The organism is Acinetobacter sp. 789_lipA, from assembly GCF_058242845.1.
The window spans coordinates 2,867,721-2,885,419 of sequence record NZ_JBZAYS010000001.1 but is presented as its reverse complement, the minus strand read 5'-3'; the positions used below and the strand labels follow the sequence as shown (position 1 = coordinate 2,885,419).

The 17,699-nt window shown below is 39.4% G+C and carries 27 protein-coding genes, 1 tRNA gene, 4 pseudogenes and 1 other annotated feature; of the genes and pseudogenes, 26 read left to right on the top strand and 6 right to left on the bottom strand.

Annotated features, from left to right (window positions below; translation table 11 throughout):
• Positions 1–18: 18 nt before the first annotated feature.
• Positions 19–792 carry a DUF262 domain-containing protein gene (locus AC4CUZ_RS14200; RefSeq protein ID WP_490748073.1) on the top strand — a complete coding sequence of 258 codons (774 nt, stop codon included), beginning with the start codon at positions 19–21 and terminating at the stop codon, positions 790–792.
• Here AC4CUZ_RS14200 and AC4CUZ_RS14195 read toward each other — a convergent pair.
• The 5 genes from AC4CUZ_RS14195 to AC4CUZ_RS14175 form a co-directional block, all read right to left on the bottom strand.
• A protein-coding gene (locus tag AC4CUZ_RS14195) for an IS5 family transposase (protein WP_490747837.1) occupies positions 749–1,571 on the bottom strand; the annotation gives its coding sequence in 2 pieces (ribosomal slippage) (positions 749–1,189 and positions 1,191–1,571; 822 coding nt in all). The genes AC4CUZ_RS14200 and AC4CUZ_RS14195 overlap by 44 nt on opposite strands.
• Positions 1,572–1,576: 5 nt before the next feature.
• Complete coding sequence (locus AC4CUZ_RS14190) at positions 1,577–1,990, bottom strand: PD-(D/E)XK nuclease domain-containing protein (RefSeq protein ID WP_490747836.1); 414 nt, start codon at positions 1,988–1,990, stop codon at positions 1,577–1,579.
• Positions 1,991–2,098: 108 nt separating this feature from the next.
• Positions 2,099–2,401: a hypothetical protein gene (locus AC4CUZ_RS14185; RefSeq protein WP_490747835.1), complete on the bottom strand. Its 303-nt coding sequence runs from the start codon at positions 2,399–2,401 to the stop codon at positions 2,099–2,101.
• A 27-nt stretch (positions 2,402–2,428) separates the two neighbouring features.
• Positions 2,429–2,644 (bottom strand): hypothetical protein, encoded by a 216-nt coding sequence (locus AC4CUZ_RS14180; RefSeq protein ID WP_004693775.1) that lies wholly within the window; start codon positions 2,642–2,644, stop codon positions 2,429–2,431.
• A gap of 77 nt (positions 2,645–2,721) precedes the next feature.
• The gene (locus tag AC4CUZ_RS14175) at positions 2,722–3,432 is read right to left on the bottom strand and encodes a LexA family protein (protein WP_490747834.1); all 711 of its coding nucleotides are present in this window, start codon (positions 3,430–3,432) and stop codon (positions 2,722–2,724) included.
• A gap of 99 nt (positions 3,433–3,531) precedes the next feature.
• On the opposite strand from AC4CUZ_RS14175, the gene AC4CUZ_RS14170 reads away from it, so the two are divergent.
• From AC4CUZ_RS14170 to AC4CUZ_RS14095, 16 genes are all read left to right on the top strand, one after another.
• Positions 3,532–3,783: a helix-turn-helix domain-containing protein gene (locus AC4CUZ_RS14170; protein WP_242760359.1), complete on the top strand. Its 252-nt coding sequence runs from the start codon at positions 3,532–3,534 to the stop codon at positions 3,781–3,783.
• A complete protein-coding gene (locus AC4CUZ_RS14165) occupies positions 3,780–4,055 on the top strand; it encodes a hypothetical protein (RefSeq protein WP_130234757.1) in 276 nt (91 codons plus the stop codon). Before AC4CUZ_RS14170 ends, AC4CUZ_RS14165 begins: the two co-directional genes overlap by 4 nt.
• A gap of 48 nt (positions 4,056–4,103) precedes the next feature.
• Complete coding sequence (locus AC4CUZ_RS14160) at positions 4,104–4,394, top strand: hypothetical protein (protein WP_490747833.1); 291 nt, start codon at positions 4,104–4,106, stop codon at positions 4,392–4,394.
• 65 nt (positions 4,395–4,459) lie between these two features.
• Positions 4,460–5,173, top strand: coding sequence for a phage antirepressor KilAC domain-containing protein (locus tag AC4CUZ_RS14155; protein ID WP_428871404.1), 714 nt, complete (start codon positions 4,460–4,462; stop codon positions 5,171–5,173).
• A gap of 77 nt (positions 5,174–5,250) precedes the next feature.
• Positions 5,251–6,174 (top strand): hypothetical protein, encoded by a 924-nt coding sequence (locus AC4CUZ_RS14150; RefSeq protein WP_490747832.1) that lies wholly within the window; start codon positions 5,251–5,253, stop codon positions 6,172–6,174.
• Complete coding sequence (locus AC4CUZ_RS14145) at positions 6,171–6,917, top strand: ATP-binding protein (RefSeq protein ID WP_279662075.1); 747 nt, start codon at positions 6,171–6,173, stop codon at positions 6,915–6,917. The genes AC4CUZ_RS14150 and AC4CUZ_RS14145 overlap by 4 nt, the downstream gene beginning before the upstream one ends.
• On the top strand, positions 6,914–7,315 hold the full coding sequence (locus AC4CUZ_RS14140) for a hypothetical protein (RefSeq protein ID WP_490747831.1): 402 nt from the start codon (positions 6,914–6,916) through the stop codon (positions 7,313–7,315). The genes AC4CUZ_RS14145 and AC4CUZ_RS14140 overlap by 4 nt, the downstream gene beginning before the upstream one ends.
• Entirely contained in the window at positions 7,315–7,530 is a 216-nt protein-coding gene (locus tag AC4CUZ_RS14135; RefSeq protein WP_490747830.1) for a winged helix-turn-helix domain-containing protein, read from the top strand. The genes AC4CUZ_RS14140 and AC4CUZ_RS14135 overlap by 1 nt, the downstream gene beginning before the upstream one ends.
• Before the next feature lie 74 nt (positions 7,531–7,604).
• Positions 7,605–7,787 carry a hypothetical protein gene (locus AC4CUZ_RS14130; RefSeq protein ID WP_281199293.1) on the top strand — a complete coding sequence of 61 codons (183 nt, stop codon included), beginning with the start codon at positions 7,605–7,607 and terminating at the stop codon, positions 7,785–7,787.
• Positions 7,784–7,987: a hypothetical protein gene (locus AC4CUZ_RS14125; protein WP_291375075.1), complete on the top strand. Its 204-nt coding sequence runs from the start codon at positions 7,784–7,786 to the stop codon at positions 7,985–7,987. The genes AC4CUZ_RS14130 and AC4CUZ_RS14125 overlap by 4 nt, the downstream gene beginning before the upstream one ends.
• Positions 7,987–8,400 (top strand): DUF559 domain-containing protein, encoded by a 414-nt coding sequence (locus AC4CUZ_RS14120; RefSeq protein ID WP_490747829.1) that lies wholly within the window; start codon positions 7,987–7,989, stop codon positions 8,398–8,400. Before AC4CUZ_RS14125 ends, AC4CUZ_RS14120 begins: the two co-directional genes overlap by 1 nt.
• Complete coding sequence (locus AC4CUZ_RS14115) at positions 8,397–8,555, top strand: hypothetical protein (protein ID WP_201706302.1); 159 nt, start codon at positions 8,397–8,399, stop codon at positions 8,553–8,555. Before AC4CUZ_RS14120 ends, AC4CUZ_RS14115 begins: the two co-directional genes overlap by 4 nt.
• A gap of 12 nt (positions 8,556–8,567) precedes the next feature.
• Complete coding sequence (locus AC4CUZ_RS14110) at positions 8,568–9,116, top strand: hypothetical protein (protein ID WP_490747828.1); 549 nt, start codon at positions 8,568–8,570, stop codon at positions 9,114–9,116.
• Positions 9,117–9,285: 169 nt separating this feature from the next.
• Positions 9,286–9,525, top strand: a complete 240-nt coding sequence (locus tag AC4CUZ_RS14105; RefSeq protein ID WP_490747827.1) for a hypothetical protein — start codon at positions 9,286–9,288, stop codon at positions 9,523–9,525.
• Positions 9,526–9,907: 382 nt separating this feature from the next.
• Positions 9,908–10,195 carry a hypothetical protein gene (locus AC4CUZ_RS14100; RefSeq protein WP_058869380.1) on the top strand — a complete coding sequence of 96 codons (288 nt, stop codon included), beginning with the start codon at positions 9,908–9,910 and terminating at the stop codon, positions 10,193–10,195.
• A gap of 98 nt (positions 10,196–10,293) precedes the next feature.
• Positions 10,294–10,370, top strand: a tRNA-Met gene (locus tag AC4CUZ_RS14095).
• A 667-nt stretch (positions 10,371–11,037) separates the two neighbouring features.
• Here the strand turns inward: AC4CUZ_RS14095 and AC4CUZ_RS14090 are convergent.
• Positions 11,038–12,066, bottom strand: coding sequence for an IS701 family transposase (locus AC4CUZ_RS14090; protein WP_007116247.1), 1,029 nt, complete (start codon positions 12,064–12,066; stop codon positions 11,038–11,040).
• A gap of 264 nt (positions 12,067–12,330) precedes the next feature.
• On the opposite strand from AC4CUZ_RS14090, the gene AC4CUZ_RS14085 reads away from it, so the two are divergent.
• The 9 genes and pseudogenes from AC4CUZ_RS14085 to AC4CUZ_RS14045 all read left to right on the top strand — a co-directional run.
• Entirely contained in the window at positions 12,331–12,504 is a 174-nt protein-coding gene (locus AC4CUZ_RS14085; RefSeq protein ID WP_490747826.1) for a hypothetical protein, read from the top strand.
• Positions 12,505–12,698: 194 nt separating this feature from the next.
• Complete coding sequence (locus AC4CUZ_RS14080; protein WP_490747825.1) at positions 12,699–12,998, top strand: DUF4258 domain-containing protein; 300 nt, start codon at positions 12,699–12,701, stop codon at positions 12,996–12,998.
• 8 nt (positions 12,999–13,006) lie between these two features.
• Positions 13,007–13,465, top strand: coding sequence for a helix-turn-helix domain-containing protein (locus AC4CUZ_RS14075; RefSeq protein ID WP_419283564.1), 459 nt, complete (start codon positions 13,007–13,009; stop codon positions 13,463–13,465).
• Between the two features lie 39 nt (positions 13,466–13,504).
• Entirely contained in the window at positions 13,505–13,951 is a 447-nt protein-coding gene (locus tag AC4CUZ_RS14070; RefSeq protein WP_490747824.1) for a PDDEXK family nuclease, read from the top strand.
• Positions 13,902–14,162 (top strand): annotated as a pseudogene (locus AC4CUZ_RS14065) (putative metallopeptidase); the annotation flags it as partial. The gene AC4CUZ_RS14070 and the pseudogene AC4CUZ_RS14065, both read left to right, overlap by 50 nt.
• Before the next feature lie 48 nt (positions 14,163–14,210).
• Positions 14,211–14,953 (top strand): annotated as a pseudogene (locus AC4CUZ_RS14060) (IS3 family transposase); the annotation flags it as partial.
• Positions 14,486–14,602: a sequence feature (AL1L pseudoknot), on the top strand. It overlaps the preceding pseudogene by 117 nt.
• 504 nt (positions 14,954–15,457) lie before the next feature.
• Positions 15,458–16,699 carry a group II intron reverse transcriptase/maturase gene (gene ltrA, locus AC4CUZ_RS14055; RefSeq protein WP_490747823.1) on the top strand — a complete coding sequence of 414 codons (1,242 nt, stop codon included), beginning with the start codon at positions 15,458–15,460 and terminating at the stop codon, positions 16,697–16,699.
• Between the two features lie 79 nt (positions 16,700–16,778).
• A pseudogene (locus tag AC4CUZ_RS14050) lies at positions 16,779–17,264 on the top strand (IS3 family transposase); the annotation flags it as partial.
• 38 nt (positions 17,265–17,302) lie between these two features.
• Positions 17,303–17,689: pseudogene (locus AC4CUZ_RS14045) on the top strand (putative metallopeptidase); the annotation flags it as partial.
• Positions 17,690–17,699 lie beyond the last annotated feature (10 nt).

Genomic DNA, 17,699 nt, shown 5'->3' with positions numbered 1-17,699 from the left:
AAAATTAAATTTATTTAAATCAGATGCTTACATATTTATGCAACAAAGCCACCGCAAAGTGTAAAATGGTTATACGATCTTAATCATAAAGGTCTATTGTTGGTAGATGATTCTTTCCAAAGAAACTATGTGTGGAATAGAAAAAATCAAGTGCAGTTAATCGAATCTATTATTATGGGATTTCCTATTCCTGAAATTTATATTTGGAATATTGGAACTGATGAGAATACTGGAGATACTAGATATTCTATTGTTGATGGACAACAAAGAACAGGTGCAATTTTTCAGTTTATATCGAATCAGTATAAACTATCCGATATTTCGCTGAAAAAAGAGAGTGGTTGTTTTGATAGAATAAAAAATAAATATTTTAAAGATTTACATGTTGATGATAAAAAAGCAGTTTGGGCATATATTTTCTCAATTCGACTTGTAAGAAATAGTGTGGATCGAGAAAGCATAGTAAAAATGTTCTTAAGATTGAATAGTAATAATTTGACTTTGAACCCTCAGGAGTTAAGAAATGCTGAGTTTGAAGGTGAATTTATGAAGGTTGTTTCGATTCTTTCTGAAAGAGATTATTGGGAATCAAATCAAATATTTGGTATTTCTGATAGACGAAGAATGAGAGATATATCATTTGTAAGTACTTTATTAGTTTTCATGAAGCAAGGCATACAAGAGGATGTAACAGAAAAAAATCTTAATAAAATATATGACTTATATAATAGATCTCCTGCGAAAGTCATTATTGCAAGTTTATCCGGTTTACGAGTGCAGCAATTAAGTTAATGCGTAAGCCGAATCTTTTCCGTCTATTTCGATAGCGTTCACTTAATATTCTAAATGTTTTCAATTGACTATTAATGTGTTCGATCACAACTCGTATTTTTCCAACCATTTTATTGTACTTTTTCTCAACATAAAATAAAGGTAAATTCTTCTTTTTCTTTATTGGCATCAATAATTTAAAGCCATCTTGCTCTAATCCGTAGTACCCTAGATCAGTCATAACATATTCACAATGTTTGAATTTCTTAACCGTTTTTCTTGCCAATTTAATGTCATGCTGACTGCCATTCGATATATCTAGCCCTATGATTTGTTTGCTGTTCGGATGATAGATCACTTGTACTTTTAGCGTATATTTCTTCTTTTTACCACTGTAGAATTTACTCTGATTTTTTTTTCGGACGTTCTATTGAACATTCTGTCGCATCAATAATTACCCAGTTAAAGTGTTCGTCTGCCGTGGTAATGCTTCGTTTTGGCAGAGTAAAACGTCTTGATTTCATCAATGCATCTTCAACCTTTTTAATGGTTCGATTCACATTACTTTCAGCGATATGGTAATTTGCCGCTAATTCCAGTTGAGTGCTGTAGTTCCGTAAGTAATTGAGAGTTAATAACAACTGATCCTCTATATCTAAAGTATGAGGACGACCTGATTTCTTTTTGAGTGATTCTGCTTTTTCTAAAACCTCTACCATTTCAGTAAAAACATGTCGAGGTACGCCAACCAAGCGTTTGAATTCAGAATCTGAAAAACGATTTAATTTCTGATATCTCATGAAATTTATATTGAGGTGGTTTTTACTTTCGCAAGAGGTCTATTATCATGATTATAAATAAACAATAAACCATGCACCTTATAATCAGATGCACCTTCCAAGTATAAGGTTTGCCATTCTTCGCTTATTTCTGAGCATTCTACTTGCATTGAAAGACTCTGCAAAACTTCGCTTAGATTTAAGTTGCTTAACGTACTTTCTGAAAAACTTTTTAGATCCGTATGAATATAAGTTACAGTATTTGTATATGGGTCATTATAATAAAAGACAACGTCTGCCGGATGTGTAGATTTTTCATGCTCAGCATTTTCACATTTCCAATTAAGATCTTCAAAGGTACACTTCTTCCATCCAAAATAATTAAATAGCTCTTCAGAGAGAAGCGCAGCCATTTTTCCAATATTACTTGTTTCAGCCATTTTTAATCCTAATTTAGTTAGATATCCTGTACAACAACCCAATAACCTTACCCAAGCCGCATATAGCGGCTTTTTTATTTACCCAGCCAACAAAAATTGATTTAGGGTTTATAGCGCAGAATACTTTTCAAAAAACTCATCTATCCATCCTTGTGCCACTTCAAGATTGGTTATGTCGGCCAGCTTCAGATTAGTGCCTTCCTCTTCATTAAAGCCCTCAATAATCGCTTCAAATATGTTTACTTCACCAATGACCTCGTGTGCTATTTCCGCAGGGTCGTAGCTTTGTTTGGCTTTTTTGAGCGAGGCTATTTGTTTATCAATTCCTGCACCAATTTTTTCTAATGCCAATTTGAATTCTTGACGATTAATTGTTAGCGCAGTTTTGGATTTGTTAAGTGTTGCGATCATTATGTTTTCCTTCTTTAAGGGCTTTTATTACACAAAAAGTTGAATTCGTTTAAATTTTTTATTCATATCAATTTGGCTTTTATAGAATTTATCTTTATCAATTGCTTCAATAAAATCGTTAAAGGTACTGGCTTCAAGAAGTCTATAAATAAATCTCTCACCAGTCCTAAGAACCACGGTCAGCAAGAAGTGCTGATAAAGCACGTAGCTGATATTGCGCGAATTTACTTCAATTCTTTGCATGTTTGGTATTTTGTTTCCTTATATTTGTGTGCTTTAAATAGCTTAAAACCCAAGCTTTGATGTGCTTGGGTTTATTCTTATTTATTAAAGCTTCTTAGGTGTTCAACCACTACCCCAATGATGCGAATCTCTTGCTGAGTTGAGTTCATGGTTGGAAAGTCAGGGTTTAATGGAACTAGCTCAAAAGTCTCCCGCCCATGTTCGTCATAACCGATTGCACGGTATTTTTTAAATGTAGCTTCATGACTACCATTCTGAGCAATTACATAACAACCAGGATAGGGCGGTTTTGAGGCATCAACCACCAATTTTTCGCCAGGATTAAAGTCTGGCGTCATGCTTGCACCTGAAACCTCCAGCGAGAATACACACTCAGGTTTTGCACTCTGATAAGTAGTGTAAGTCTCACTTTTGGGATTGAGACCATCATATCCAACATCATGAAACAGTCCTGCTTGAACGTAATCCAATACGGGAATTTTGCGTAGAGGTGATGTATCAGGGCGAACGTTGCCAAAGCTTGATTCTGGCGTTGTTTGAGTTGGGGGCTCTCCATCACCATTGAGTAACCATTCAGCAGATACGCCCAGAAATTTGGATAATTGAGGGAATTTTGACGTTTCAGGCATAGCTTCGCCTTTTATCCACTTGCCAGCCCCTTTATCTGATATCTCAAACTCTTTGCTGAGAATTCTTGCTCGACCACGAACAGGGTAGCCTTTCAGATCCATAGCTTCATTTAATCGTTTAGCAAAATCTTCTTTGATTTTATCTGTTGAAGTATTCATTAAAATTACCGATGAACCAATGGTTCAATAATAATAAGTATTGAAAGAACTATCAGTTCTTGTTAAAGTTGAACTATAGGTTCAATAATGGTTAGGGTTATGCTTACTATAAAAAGTGCAATTACATGCGCTGGTGGCGTGAAAGTGGTTGCTAAATCAATAAACATCACCGAAAGAGCAATCTATAAATGGATTGCAAGAAACACGCTTCCATATACAGATTACAAGGGCGAAACCGACTATGCGGAGCAAATTTCTGCATTAACAGATGGTGAGCTATCGAAGTCGCAAATATTAAAAATTGGCTTGAATAAACAAAGCGATCTACCTACACAAGTGGTGAAAGTATGAGCCTTGAAAAGAAATCTACGCATGTCCGTTTGTCTCCTGAAATACATGAGCGAGCTAAAACTCTCGCTGAAATTAAGGGTAAAGACCTTGCTCAGTACCTCGCTTTCTTACTTGAAAAAGAAATCGTGGGTGAGTGGCATGTTCTTAATTTACAAGCAAAATCTTTTGAGCGCTTGGGATTAGCAGCCTTAGTAAGGGACTTGTCAACCGAAGTCAGCTTTCTTGAGGGATCGGAAGGGATTCACGGGAATTCACACAAAGAAAAAGCCTGATCGCAGAAATCAGGCTTTTCAATTCATTAATTATCGGAACCAATGAATATGAGAACAAATTTAGCACAACAAGCAATTCAAGACAATGCAAATAACGATTTCTTACAAGGGGATACGGTGGTGCTAATCGCTCCAGTGACTCTAGTGAATCGTGTTTTTGATACGGGAGATTTACTTTCCGTTGAGTACACAACCTCACTGGGTGGTATTGGCGTTACAACGAATGGAGTGATCGTTGTTGTTGTAGATCCAACAGAGGTTCGTCATGCAACAACATTGGAGCTGAAATTAAAACGCCGACTTTCTCTGACCGAGCAGAGTCTGGGTGAAGTGTCGTGATTAAAAAAAGAAAAGCCCGAGAGTTGAGATCGGGCTTTAGCATTCAATTCAGAGGGTAAATCTTAATGAATATGCCGATGATAACACAGTTTCAAGAAAATCAAAAAACGATGTCGAGTCGTGAAATTGCTGAGCTATGTGAAAAAGAACACTTTCATGTGAAGCGTGATTGTGAGGTTGTATTTCGTGGCCTCAATTTAGATGCATCCAAATTTGGATGTACCTATTTGGACTCTATGAATCGTGAGCAAACCGAGTATCTGCTAGACGAAGAGCTAACAATGACTCTGATCACAGGTTATAGCATTTTATTGCGGAACCGAGTCATTAAGCGCTGGAAAGAACTCGAAGACAAAGCATCAAAACCTGTCGAACTCAGCCGAATGGAACTAATCCAATTGGCCTTAGCTGCTGAACAAGAAAACCAAGCGCTTAAGGACCATGTCGCCGTGTTAGAGCCTAAGGCACAGGTTATGGATGTGATTGCAGACACTGTAAACACGTATTCAATTCGTGATTCAGCAAAGACCATCGGGATTCAAGAATCAAAGCTCATTGACTTCATGTTGAAGAAGCGCTGGGTGTTTAGAGAAAACAGCCGTCACCGACGGTTATGTGCATATGCACAACGAGTAGAGCAAAAGGTAATGGTAAACAAGGTTTCACAGGTGATTGCATGTGTAGAGGGTGACAAGGTTTACACCCAAGCACGCATTACAGCCTTTGGATTAACAAGATTAACGGCACTCGTTGCTGCTGCGGGTTTATTAAACAAATGAGTCAATTCACTCCTAACAGCTTTCAGGTGCCTAACGCCTTTGTAGACGACGTACTTTGTCAAATTGGAGTGTGCTAAATGAGTTTATTCAGCACTGGCCATGATGTCGTGGATCAGGTTGGTAGTGTTCACCTTGAAGGCAATATCTTGCCGACCAGTTGGCTTAGTACATTCGTTTTAGAGAGTGGAAAACCCGATTTAAACGCTATCGTTGTGCTTTCAGAAATCGTTTATTGGCATCGACCTACAGTGGTGCGTGATGAATATTCTGGCCAAGTTGTGCGCGTTAAAAAGAAGTTTAAATCTGATCTTTTGCAGCGTTCTTACCAGAGTTTTTCTGATCAATATGGCTTCTCAAAACAGCAAGTCAAAGAGGCATTTGATCGTCTCGAGAAATGTGGGGTGCTAAAACGTCACTTCCGAACAATTGAAGCTAACAATCAGAAATACAACAATGTTTTGTTTATTGAGCTCATTACACCTGTGCTTTTTGAAATGACCACCCTCCCACTTTCAAAAGGGGGAGGCTCCCCATTTGAAAAGGCAGACCCTCCCCATTTCAAAAAGGGGACAAATACAGAGACTACTACAGAGATTACTACAGATATAAACACACAACAGGAATTGCCTGAAAATTCAGCTCAGGATGATTCATGGAAACCTGATCAAAATTTCCTAAGCACAATTTTGCTTCAAACGAAATTCAGCCATCGCGTAAATGAAATTTTAACCATGCCTGATTTCCAGTTTCACTTGGGTAGTTTCAATGCGCACTGGGAAAACAAAATCCATCTCACCGAAAACCAAAAAACGAGAAAGTTCGCAGCTTGGTTGGTGCAGGAATTTGAGAAGCAAGTAACCAAGACAGAGCGTGAAGGAAGAAAACCAAAACGTAAACAATCTTCTGAAAAACCAAATAACCGCAATGTGAACGATCCTTGGGGTGAAGTTCAGAACTATGAACCAGCAACAGGTGATGTGGATACAAGGGGGCTCCTATGAACGCAATCGCACCGCTTAGTTTTGATATTCAGCAATCAACAGAATTTTGCCAGTTGCACCAGGCACAAATGGTTTCTTTCCGTGGTAAGTCGTTCTGCAAGCAATGCTCAACAGAAGCGCTTAACAAAGCTCAAGCAGAACATCACAACGCCGTGAATGCGATGGTTCGTGAAAAACACTTCCAAGGCGCAAAACTTCCAACCCGTCATGCGAACAGTGGGTTCAGAGAATACTTGGTCGCGAATAGCGGTCAGCAAAATGCAAAAACTCAATGCGTCACATTTGTGAAAGATTTCACGAAGGGGATCAAGCGCAACTTAATCATGATTGGTCGCACCGGTACTGGGAAAACACACTTAGCTTGCGCCGTAGCTCGAAACATTCTCGAGACCCAAAAGTATGCCCGCTATGTGACCTCTGAAGACATGGCCAATGAAATAGCGAATGCATGGACCAAGGCTGATGATAGTGAAGTAAACGCTGTTCATCGCTTCACTGAATACGATCTATTGATTCTTGATGAATATGGATTGCATGACCGCCATGAAAACCGTCTCCAGCTGGTGCACAAAGTTCTTTACTCACGTTATGACGCTGGCAAGCCAACCATGTTGATTTCAAACATGACAGCACATGAATTGGAACAAGACCTTGGTGATCGTCTCTGGTCCCGTTTTCAGCATGATGGCTTGGATGTGGTGGAGTGTAATTGGGCAGATGAACGTGTTGGGGGTGAAGTGTGAGCTATAAAGAAGACCATACGATAAATATTGATACTGTGGAAAATGTCATTAAGTTTTCACGCAAGTCTGAACGTTGCACATGCGAACATAAAAACATCCAGATATCAGCAGAAGAAAATGAAGTTTTATGCACTGACTGCAATGTTCGCTTAAACCCGGTCTGGTGGATTCAAAAGCACCTTAAGCACCTCAATCGGGCTACAGAAAGAAATAACAGTGTTTTATCTGAGGCACGGGAAATTTATAAAAAACTGGAAAATAAAAATTCATTCATGTGCAAACACTGCCATGAAGTGAATCTGATTGACTTCAAAAAATTACCGAGCAAGGCAGCAATCACACGCGGAATATCTGTGGTTGAGCAGGATCATGTCGGTATGACCGTGGAGATTAATTGATGAAATACCTAAGTGATAACAGTGTTATTGATTTGGTCGGCACTCCAGTGAATCAGATTGCAATATTTGAACGTGTGATCCATGCGCTCAAGGCAATTGAAACCACCCCAATAGCAACGGTATCTGAACTTCGCAAAACAGCATTAAACGATCTCAGTTTAAGAACAGCACAGCGATACCTGAAGGATTTAGAGCAAGCTGGGTATATCAAATGAAAAGATGCAGGTTTTGCAGATGAATCGCGATTCTTTTTAACGGATAAGGCGAAGCAGTTGTTTGAGGTGAAGGGATGAATAAAGGCGACCGCGTAAAAGTAGATTTTATTGGTGAATCCGCAACAATTTATTCAGGCAAACGCTTCACTGGTTGCGGCGTATTAGACCGAGTTGAAGATGGTCGCGTATTTGGGCGCTTGGATGATGGAACGCCGTTCATGTGTTTGTGTGCTGATGTGGAGGTGGTTGAGGGATGAGTAATAAAGACTTTCTACTCTGTCTACTGCTTAGTGCATTTGTGTTTTTCGCAATCAAGTTTTTTTGGAAGTGGGTAAACGGCGGTTTTAATAATGGCGCTGTTTGGGAGTGGATGAATCGTGGCTTTAGTTTTGGACTAGGATTTTGCTCTGCATTGGTTGTAGTGATTTTGGTGATCAAGTTGATTTCGGGTGACTGATGACAAGCAGCTACTCCATTGCTGAATACAAAAAAATGATCGGTGCGAATAAACCTAAAAGAGGATCTAAGCGTCCAAAGGTAAAAGGTGAAAAAGTACAGAGTGAGGGTGAGGTGATATTGGCCACAGCCTTGAGGGCTTTGAGAATCGAGTTTGAGCAGGAGTTTAAATTTCACCCTACACGTAAATGGAGAGCTGATTTTCATTTGAAGGGCAAAAAGGTATTGGTCGAAGTGGAAGGTGGGATCTGGAGTAATGGTAGGCATACAAGGGGTAAGGGGTATTTAGGAGATTTAGATAAATACAATGCAGCAACAATGATGGGTTATCAGGTAATACGGTTTAGCACCGAGCAAGTGAAAAGCGGCAAAGCGATTGAGCAAATAGAGAAGATGGTAGGGGATTTGGGATGAAACGTAGGAATAATGACTGGCTTTGGATTGCTGGTTTCATCTTATTGATGATTCTTGCTGTTGCTGTAAATACGTGGAATACGGTTCAGGTTTGCAAAAGTCAGGATGTGTACTGGGTTAATGGTACTCAGCATACATGCAAATTATTTAAATGAGTGGGTGATGGAATGAATGCAGTTATGGCAGATAAATTTGAACAATTTGAATGGTTGACTCATGGCATTACTGCAAAGTCGCCAAACTTTGAGCCACAAGCTCATGGCACTGGGGAGAAGCCTTTGAATTATGAAGACCGCTTGGGTGCGATTGCGAGTATGGAAACACAGCTCGCAAAGTCAGTTACAGCACTTATTGTCTTTGATGGGAAGTGCGAAAGCGATTATGAATATGTGCGTATGCACCTGGTAAATATCATGCTTCAAAACGCCGTGGCTGATAAGAAACGGGAGCCTGAGCAAATTACTATGAATCACTTGGCTTACTTAATTGCACGCATGGTTATAGATTTTTCTTTAGATCCTGGATTAGAGGAAAATTACACAGCTAAGGGTCGTTTATATTATGCGGGAGTGGGAGCGCGTCAAATGTCACTCAAGGCCTATGATTGCACATGGAAAAAATATGAAAAGTTAATGGATATGGCAATTGAATCGGCTATAGATGAGGCATCTAAAGCAATTAAAAAATACAAGAAACTGACATATATGGACGCTTAAAATAATACTAGGAAAATTTTACTGACTAGGCTATAGTTTCACTATACTGGTCGTATTACGGTTTATCCGAGACCAAGACTTAAAAGCTCACCATTTGGTGGGCTTTTTTTGACATTGTTTGTTCATGAAAATAAGCAATAATGAATTTTTGTTTTGAGCTTTAACTGAAATGGCAATTCTAACTGTCAAGAAATTAGATGATACTCTTAGTGAATTAGTAGTTAACGGCAAAAAACCTGAAAGGATTTTGTTGGGTTATAAAGTGTATGGCGAGCTAATGAATGATCGTAGCTTTTTTGAGGAGGTAGCAGGGTCGGCAATGGATCCAAACAAACGAAAATATAAAAATATTAAAATTAAGGTTACCCAAGACGAATACCAGTTTGAAGTGAAGTGTTCAAAAGAGTAGGTTTAGGCATCAAGGAAAGCTCGCCAAATGGTGGGCTTTTTTTTATTCCTAAATAATTTGGAATAAAATGTGAATGAGATCTCAATATAAACCAAGTATATTAGTGGTATTAAGTTCTCCATGATAGTTAATATCAGTTTATACCTGCATCTTCCCCAAGTTGCAGGTTTTTTTTGCTTCATTTTTTATACGATTAATGATTTAATTATTTTGTTGTAAATAAAAAAACAACGATTCCTTGTATCAGCGCAAATGACCAAGGGGAAAAGCCTTACAGAGATGTAGGGCTTTTTTATTGCTGTATACAAATTGCATGGGCTTTGATGGGCTTTTTAAACAACTAAGATGGTATAGTGACACTCTCTTTTAAGTGCTCCTCTATATGCCTGAAATCTATAAATACATTTACACACAGATTAGTGTATTCGGTTCATTACCAACACATAAAGTTCTTATAAATAGTACACATAACAAGACCAAATTAATTTTCGCTGATAATACTTTTGTTTATGGGGCTGTTTCTGATTGGGCACTAGGTCTATCCGGGCTTGATTCGAGAAAATCAATATGGTCAGAAGAACCCAAGTTGTTTTTAGAGGGTGAAAAGAGAAGATTGAGCCTCTATCGAGCATCTCATCCAGCATTTATAACTGAAGCAATTTTAGGGTAGGCTTAAGATATTTTGAATTTCGTTAATACTATAAGTGCTTATATTTCAAATAAAGTTTGCTTTGTGGTTGCTTAGGGCGTATAAAGCTAACTCGTTGATGCGGGATGGAGCAGTCTGGTAGCTCGTCGGGCTCATAACCCGAAGGTCGTTGGTTCAAATCCAGCTCCCGCTACCAACGAAAAAAGATTCAAAGTTTATAGCCTAGTCCCCGTGGATTAGGCTTTTTTTATGGCGGCTTGACTTTATTCGTAGTGGTTTAAATTTTAATGCCGCCACCCAGATTTTACATACATCAAAGCTCGGTCAAATGACTGGGCTTTTTTGTTGCCGAAATTTGGCAACCCTATCCTGTGAGTGTGCCAGCTTACAGAACATGCCTTGAGTAAACGCCTAGATGGTTTAGGCAATTCCAGCTAGGGCTTGGCAACCCGACCTTAAAGAGAATGAAAGCAAGTAAAGTTAACCGTGCATGTAAGGTTGATGTGATTGTGAGTAGCGGTAGATCAGTTGCCGAGCTGATTAATATCGAACTATAGGCAGGGGTGTGGCAGATCACCACATCCTTTTTTTATTGCCCTGAGAAATATTAGTGTAATCACACCAAGTTAAAATGCTTGATTAGCCAGGAGTAAAATCATGCTTAGATTACTGATGTGCTTATTCGGCCTGCATGGTGCGACTGAGATCGATTACACGGTTGACGATGAAGAAATTAAAGTGTGCCGTGATTGCATGAAAGAAATAAAGTGACTTAATTCAATTTAATCGTTAAAACCACTTAGTAATTAATAGTTTATTTTTAAAACGAGTTAGATCTCAAATATAATAGGACTTACGCACTATTATTTATAGATTCTCTGTGGTAGCAGATGATTTTTATCGAGAATAAAGTCATCAATGAAGTTTTTGATAACTGGTCTAAATAATTTCTTCTGCCAACGATATACATTTTCAAAGATCCGCTCAAACTGGTTCTTTTGTATCTCGACGTAGGCCATCAAGGCTGAAAAAATATGATTCAAAATCAGTTTAGATCGTCTTACTTGAAACTTTTCAATATGACAAACCTGTTTAATCACCCGGTGATATTGCTCTATTTTCCAATGACTTGAATGTAATTCATGAAAACCCTCAAAGGACAATAAATCATCTTCATCTTGATGCACAATATAAAACCTCTGCTGTTCTTTTAACTGAGTCTTAAATAATTGTACAAAGCCAAAATCTTTGAGCCAGACCACTTGACCCTGATGGAAATTTGGCAATAAACGCAGTTGAAACCATTGTCCTTTTTCTGGGGAAACCTTACGGTTACAGTCGATACCAAACATAAATCGAATACCATATTTTCTTATGGTTTTTAGATTTCCAGTCGATGAATACCAACTATCACCTGTAATAAATTGAATCTTTGCACCCCAACTGAGTACTTCACTTAACATATCCATAAAGTAATCATTCTTGGTTTTACTTTCAGATTTGTCATAAATTCGGAAATTAATTGGAATATTTTGACCATTCTGATCTGTCGCATACAAGGTAATGAGATTAATACCCTTGACGGATCGGTGGTGTTTGCCTGACCAAAAATAGCTAACCAAGTCCATATGTTGACTATAGGGTTTATCTAAAACAGTATCATCAATACTGACTATAAGTTTATTATTATCAATATGTTGAATTGCTTCTTGATATAGGTCGTGAGGTGTGTAGTCTTCACGTTCTAGAAAGCGATTTACACTATCATGCGAGATGTTATAAGTCTCGGCAAGTTGTGTGCAGCTAATAGAGTTCGGTTCTGTCATGAGAAAGCCCATATAAATGGGTAATGTACAAGTTGCTGTAGAAGCATGTTTAATTCGTCTGATCACAGATACTTTATAAAGTATTTTAATACTTTTTTGAATCCGTCAATGCGTAAGTCCTATATAATACATATTATCTTACCGATTATTCAAAATCTCCACATTTTGGATTTCAAGTTTCGCCCACATCGACCCCAATGATGTGGGTTTTTTTTGACTAAAAAATTGCCGAACGTATTACGGCACATAAAACCCCGCTGAGATAACAAACTTGGCGGGGTTTTTCTTTTCTTATTTGAACTATCCGAAAATACCGGAGGGTTGGGATTTATGGCAGATCGTGTACAAGCGAAAAAAGACTTAGAATTTTGTAGTGCTGAGCTGTCTAAGTACCAAAACTTAAGCCGTTCAGGTTTGACTCGAAATGAGATGCTGGCGATTGACGGCATCATGATTAAGTTGAAGGATCGGATTAAGAATTTACGTGAAGCGCTATATGGATGAGAAAGATACAATTAAAATGATGCATTGCGACAAGATATAATGCCTTTGACAAACATCAAGATTGCCTATCGACTTTACATGTGGTAACCGAAAAACATTGACCGAATATTCTCAATGGAATACTATTCGCATATACCGCTAATAATTAACGGTTCTGCGCGAATCACTCAACCTAATCAATAAAGTGTCTGTATATGTGTTTAACCGAAATTGAAGCTAAGCGTAAGCTTAGAGAAATTGCAAAAGACACTAGAAAGATCAAACTAACAAAACATGTTAGGGAGAGAATGCAGGAGCGCGGTATCTCGCTTAAACAGATTATTTGCTGTTTTGAGCACGGAGATATTACGGAAGGTCCATACCCAACTACTCATGGAGATTGCCAACTGAATATTTCGGTTCGCACTGCGGGAGAGTTCATTACAACCGTGGTTGTGATTAAGGTTCGTGAAAACGGGGACTTTTCCATTGTTGTTACTACATTTAAAGAATAGGCACAGTTATGTATCACTATGAAGAGTGTGGTTTAAGCAATGTTTGGCTTGTTGATGGTTTTGAAATTGAAACCGATGAAGAATATGGTGAATTGGTGTCTATTGCATCAGTGAACGAACTTCATAAAACAATTGGCCTCTATTTGATTAATGAAAAACCAGAACTAAATGGTGAAGAAATTCGCTTCTTGCGAAAAGAACTAAATCTTTCGCAGAAAAACCTAGCAGGCATTTTAAGCGTCAACGAGTCCACTGTTCGTAACTGGGAGAGTGATCGCGTAGAAATTGGGAAGCCTGCCGAGCTTGTCTTGAGAGCATTATATAAAGAGCAGGCCCATGGGGGTGGTGCTCTTATAGAAATGATTGAGAAGCTTAATCATCAAGAACGGACTCATGAGACTGATAATATGAGTTTTTCGTATTCTCGGAACCGATCATGGAAACACAGAGAGCATGATGCAAGATAACTAAACCACCTTCGGGTGGTTTTTTAATGGGCGCAAAATATGAACGCAGACGACTACTTCCAGAAAACCAAAAAGCGCCCACCTAAAACGAAACCACGCTCTAAACCTTTACCAAAGGCAAAAGAAAAATACCTAGAAGCTGAAGAAACTCTATTCCAAGAATTAGAAGAACACCTGATTGGCTCTGAGCGCAAATTTCAATTTGAATCCACCAAAAACTGGCGATTTGATTTTTATATTGTGAAGTTGCGACTTCTGATTGAAATAGCGGGTAGTCCTTGGGCTGTCGGGCGTGGTGGACGAAAGATAGCGAATGCATTTAATAAATATGATTTGGCTGAAGATATGGGTTACAAGATTCAACGTTTTGAGCCACATGCAATTGAGTCGGGTAGTGTGATTCGTTGGATTAAGTCGCAGTTAGAGAGAATAGAAGATGGAACAAATCAGACCATTCCCACCGACGGATCTAATCGATCAGGCTGAGGAAGAAGAAGCAATTCGCCTTGCACCCGCCGTGGAATTAAAAGAATGGGTGATTAAAAACTTTCTAACCATTGGTGGTCAGCTCCACAATCCAGATCATGACCATATCTCTGAGTTACTACACGACCATGAAACCTTTTTAGCATTTGCTTGGGCATCATCTGCATGCCAGTCAAAAAAGCGCATGGTATTGGGCCAATGTGAAAAAGTGAATCGTACCGGGTTTGTCGGAGAGTCAATATTCTGAGAGACTATCCCGATGACAAAATTAAAATATACCCCTGAAATCAGAGAAAGAGCGGTTCAATTATTGATTGAATCTGAAAAAGATTATCCTTCTACTTGGGCTGCAATCACAGCAATTGCGCCTAAGATCGGTTGTACTCCTGAAACACTTCGTGCCTGGCATCAAAAGCATTTAGATCAGCAAAATCCTATTAAAGTACAACAGATATCTGATCAAGAAAAAATGAAGCAAATGGAACGTGAAATTAAAGAATTAAAGCGTGCCAATGAAATTCTACGTAAAGCAGCCGCTTTTTTCGCCCAGGCGGAGCTCGACCGCCCATACAAATAATGGTGGATTTTATCCATAACAATAAAGATCGATATGGTGTTGATGCGATTTGTAGGATTTTACCGATCGTAGCTTCAACCTATTACCGAACTTTAGATCTCGCTGACAATCCAGAACATCGAGCGAAACGAGATCTACATGATGAGCATCATGCTGAACAAATTAAACGAATTTGGAAGGAAAGTTCAGGTCGATATGGTGTACGTAAAGTCTGGCAAAAATTAAAACGTGAGGGTTATGTTATTGCACGTTGTACAGTTGCTCGATTAATGAAAAAGCTAGGTATACAAGGTGTTTGGCGAGGTAAGAATAAACAAACCACCCGTAGCCGAGATGACCAAAAACGGGCAGATGATTTAGTGAAACGTAATTTTAATGCTGATCATCCAAACCAACTATGGGTGGGTGACTTTAGTGTGCCGCAGCAAGCGGCGTAAGAGATGAGGGTATGGCCCCTCGCTATCGGCTTGCAGGAGCAGGTAGCAAACCACCATAAGCGGCTTGGATCAAAAGTCCCGGTCGTGAGCGTTATGGAAAAGGCATCGTAGAGATGTCAGGTAAGAATTAGGAAGGCGAACAACAGTGAACTGCCGTTCAAGTGTCGAAAGTACTCAAATGACATCAAAACCGGGGATGGAAGTTACCCCGCGATTAGTTTGGCCGTTACCTGCTTACGGGCCATTCGGTGTCCGGCGTAGAGGCAGCGCGATCCTAATTCAGGCTCTTACGTTGAACTGCGGGAACCTTCGGTGGCGATGTCAAGCGAAAGGCACAAGCTCAAAAGGCAAGGCTGATAATAGCAATGCGTCACCAAGGGGCGGAGCAACTCGTAGTAGTGTTGAAGTTACTGTAATGGTAATGGAGCGAAGGGGTTGCATTATCCAGGTCTACGGATTTGTCAACTGTGCAAGCAGGAGGAGCAAAACTTTATGACCAAACCATTTAATATTCCTAAAGCGTTAATCTGGGAGGCATTTAAAAAAGTCAAAGAGAATGGTGGCGCTCCAGGCGTTGATCATGAATCTATTGAGCAATTCGAAAAGCATTTAAAGAACAACCTATACAAACTATGGAATCGACTTTGTTCTGGCAGTTATTTTCCACCGCCAGTTAAGGCTGTTCCGATTCCAAAGAAGTCAGGTGGCGTGCGTATACTAGGTATTCCAACAGTTGCAGATCGAGTCGCGCAAACAGCAGTTAAGCTCTTATTAGAGCCGAAAATTGATCCATCATTTCATCCAAACTCATATGGATATCGTCCGGGGCGTTCTGCCCATGATGCAATTGCGATAGTGAGGAGACGAAGTTGGGATTATGACTGGGTTGTGGAATTTGATATCAAAGGTCTCTTTGATAACATCGACCATGATTTACTCATGCGTGCACTCAAGAAACACTGTGAAATTCCATGGATTCTTTTATATGTGCAACGTTGGTTAAAAGCACCAATGCAACACATAAATGGCCATCTTTTAGAAAGGAATCGCGGCACACCACAAGGTGGTGTTGTGAGTCCTTTATTGGCGAATTTATTTATGCATTATGCTTTTGATATGTGGATTACGAAACATCTTCAAAGTGTACGGTTCTGCCGTTATGCAGATGATGGCGTAATTCATTGTCGGAGTTTATCTCAAGCCAAACTTGTTTTACAAAAGATCGATGCACGATTTCGTGAATGTGGTCTCGAATTGCATCCAGACAAGACAAAGATTGTTTATTGCCAAGATATTAATCGTCGTAAAGCATATCCCGATGTTCAATTTACTTTTCTCGGGTACACGTTTAGGCCCCGTAAGGCTGTGGACAAGTATAAAAGAGTTTATGTAAATTTCTCTCCTGCAGTCAGTCGTGATGCACTTAAAGCAATGCGACAGACTATTCGGAAATGGCATCTACATCTGATGTGTAATCGCGAATTAAGTGATTTATCTGCAATATTCAATCCAATTCTTCAAGGTTGGCAGCAATACTATGGTCGATTCCATGGTTCAGCAATGTCAGCGATCTGGCAACACATGAATGCTTATCTTATACGCTGGATGAGGCGTAAGTATAAAAACTTGGCCCGTCATAAAAGACGGGCTAGATATGCCTTAGGGCGACTTGCGCGTGATTTTCCAAATGCCTTTGTGCACTGGAAAATGGGATGTTTACCATCGGTTGGATAATGGGAGCCGGATGAGCTGAGAGGTTCATGTCCGGTTCTGCGAGGGGCTAAGGGTGAAATTCCCTTGGTCTACTCACCCGTATATTCAAACTCATTCAGGCTGGGTATATACCGCATTTGTTATTGATGTGTTCTCACGAGCAATTGTTGGATGGAAAGTATCTACACGGATGAATACAGATATGGTGCTCGATGCATTGGAGCAAGCATTGCACGATCGAGGTATGCCTAAGAATGTGATTCATCATTCCGATAGAGGTGTTCAATATCTTTCTATTCGCTATACCAATCGTTTAGAAGCTGCAAATTTACGAGCATCAGTCGGTACAACTGGTGATTCATACGATAATGCTCTGGCTGAAACGGTGAATGGCTTATACAAAACAGAGGTGATTGAATATTTAAAAGCAGATTGGCAAGGTTTAGCAGATGTACAACTTGCGACACTAAACTGGGTAGATTGGTTCAATAAAAAGCGTGTACACAGTGCACTGGGTTATGTATCGCCTTTTGAGTTTGAAGCAATGTACTATGATAAGATTAACCCGTTAGGTCAGGTGGCCTAACTTAAATAAAAAAGTCTCCGACAAACCTGGTACGGTTCAAAGTGATGTTTAACCAAGGTGGATGGAAGAAAGCCCGGCAAGAACAGCAGATGCGGGACTGGTTTGGTTGTGTACCTGTTTATCTCATCACTATAGATGCATCATTCTGTGAGCAAGCTTCAGATCATGATTTTTGTGCACTGATAGAACATGAGCTTTATCACATTGGCGTAGAACGTGATCAAGATGATGAAATCATGTACAGCGACAATACTGGCTTACCAAAGCATTACCTAGCTGGCCATGACGTTGAAGAGTTCTACGGTGTGGTCAAACGCTGGGGTGCAAGCGACAGTGTTAAACGCTTAGTCGAAATCTCAAAGAATGCGCCGTTTGTATCTGATTTTAATGTATCTGCGTGTTGTGGGAACTGTGTCATAGGTTAATTTTTTTGCC

What these genes read in the sequence shown, in the direction of transcription:
- AC4CUZ_RS14190 (WP_490747836.1), bottom strand. Translation starts at nt 1,990, where the DNA reads ATGGCTGAAACAAGTAATATTGGAAAAATGGCTGCGCTTCTCTCTGAA.
- AC4CUZ_RS14185 (WP_490747835.1), bottom strand. Translation starts at nt 2,401, where the DNA reads ATGATCGCAACACTTAACAAATCCAAAACTGCGCTAACAATTAATCGT.
- AC4CUZ_RS14180 (WP_004693775.1), bottom strand. Translation starts at nt 2,644, where the DNA reads ATGCAAAGAATTGAAGTAAATTCGCGCAATATCAGCTACGTGCTTTAT.
- AC4CUZ_RS14175 (WP_490747834.1), bottom strand. Translation starts at nt 3,432, where the DNA reads ATGAATACTTCAACAGATAAAATCAAAGAAGATTTTGCTAAACGATTA.
- AC4CUZ_RS14170 (WP_242760359.1), top strand. Translation starts at nt 3,532, where the DNA reads ATGCTTACTATAAAAAGTGCAATTACATGCGCTGGTGGCGTGAAAGTG.
- AC4CUZ_RS14165 (WP_130234757.1), top strand. Translation starts at nt 3,780, where the DNA reads ATGAGCCTTGAAAAGAAATCTACGCATGTCCGTTTGTCTCCTGAAATA.
- AC4CUZ_RS14160 (WP_490747833.1), top strand. Translation starts at nt 4,104, where the DNA reads ATGAGAACAAATTTAGCACAACAAGCAATTCAAGACAATGCAAATAAC.
- AC4CUZ_RS14155 (WP_428871404.1), top strand. Translation starts at nt 4,460, where the DNA reads ATGAATATGCCGATGATAACACAGTTTCAAGAAAATCAAAAAACGATG.
- AC4CUZ_RS14150 (WP_490747832.1), top strand. Translation starts at nt 5,251, where the DNA reads ATGAGTTTATTCAGCACTGGCCATGATGTCGTGGATCAGGTTGGTAGT.
- AC4CUZ_RS14145 (WP_279662075.1), top strand. Translation starts at nt 6,171, where the DNA reads ATGAACGCAATCGCACCGCTTAGTTTTGATATTCAGCAATCAACAGAA.
- AC4CUZ_RS14135 (WP_490747830.1), top strand. Translation starts at nt 7,315, where the DNA reads ATGAAATACCTAAGTGATAACAGTGTTATTGATTTGGTCGGCACTCCA.
- AC4CUZ_RS14130 (WP_281199293.1), top strand. Translation starts at nt 7,605, where the DNA reads ATGAATAAAGGCGACCGCGTAAAAGTAGATTTTATTGGTGAATCCGCA.
- AC4CUZ_RS14125 (WP_291375075.1), top strand. Translation starts at nt 7,784, where the DNA reads ATGAGTAATAAAGACTTTCTACTCTGTCTACTGCTTAGTGCATTTGTG.
- AC4CUZ_RS14120 (WP_490747829.1), top strand. Translation starts at nt 7,987, where the DNA reads ATGACAAGCAGCTACTCCATTGCTGAATACAAAAAAATGATCGGTGCG.
- AC4CUZ_RS14115 (WP_201706302.1), top strand. Translation starts at nt 8,397, where the DNA reads ATGAAACGTAGGAATAATGACTGGCTTTGGATTGCTGGTTTCATCTTA.
- AC4CUZ_RS14110 (WP_490747828.1), top strand. Translation starts at nt 8,568, where the DNA reads ATGAATGCAGTTATGGCAGATAAATTTGAACAATTTGAATGGTTGACT.
- AC4CUZ_RS14105 (WP_490747827.1), top strand. Translation starts at nt 9,286, where the DNA reads ATGGCAATTCTAACTGTCAAGAAATTAGATGATACTCTTAGTGAATTA.
- AC4CUZ_RS14100 (WP_058869380.1), top strand. Translation starts at nt 9,908, where the DNA reads ATGCCTGAAATCTATAAATACATTTACACACAGATTAGTGTATTCGGT.
- AC4CUZ_RS14085 (WP_490747826.1), top strand. Translation starts at nt 12,331, where the DNA reads ATGGCAGATCGTGTACAAGCGAAAAAAGACTTAGAATTTTGTAGTGCT.
- AC4CUZ_RS14080 (WP_490747825.1), top strand. Translation starts at nt 12,699, where the DNA reads ATGTGTTTAACCGAAATTGAAGCTAAGCGTAAGCTTAGAGAAATTGCA.
- AC4CUZ_RS14075 (WP_419283564.1), top strand. Translation starts at nt 13,007, where the DNA reads ATGTATCACTATGAAGAGTGTGGTTTAAGCAATGTTTGGCTTGTTGAT.
- AC4CUZ_RS14070 (WP_490747824.1), top strand. Translation starts at nt 13,505, where the DNA reads ATGAACGCAGACGACTACTTCCAGAAAACCAAAAAGCGCCCACCTAAA.
- ltrA (WP_490747823.1), top strand. Translation starts at nt 15,458, where the DNA reads ATGACCAAACCATTTAATATTCCTAAAGCGTTAATCTGGGAGGCATTT.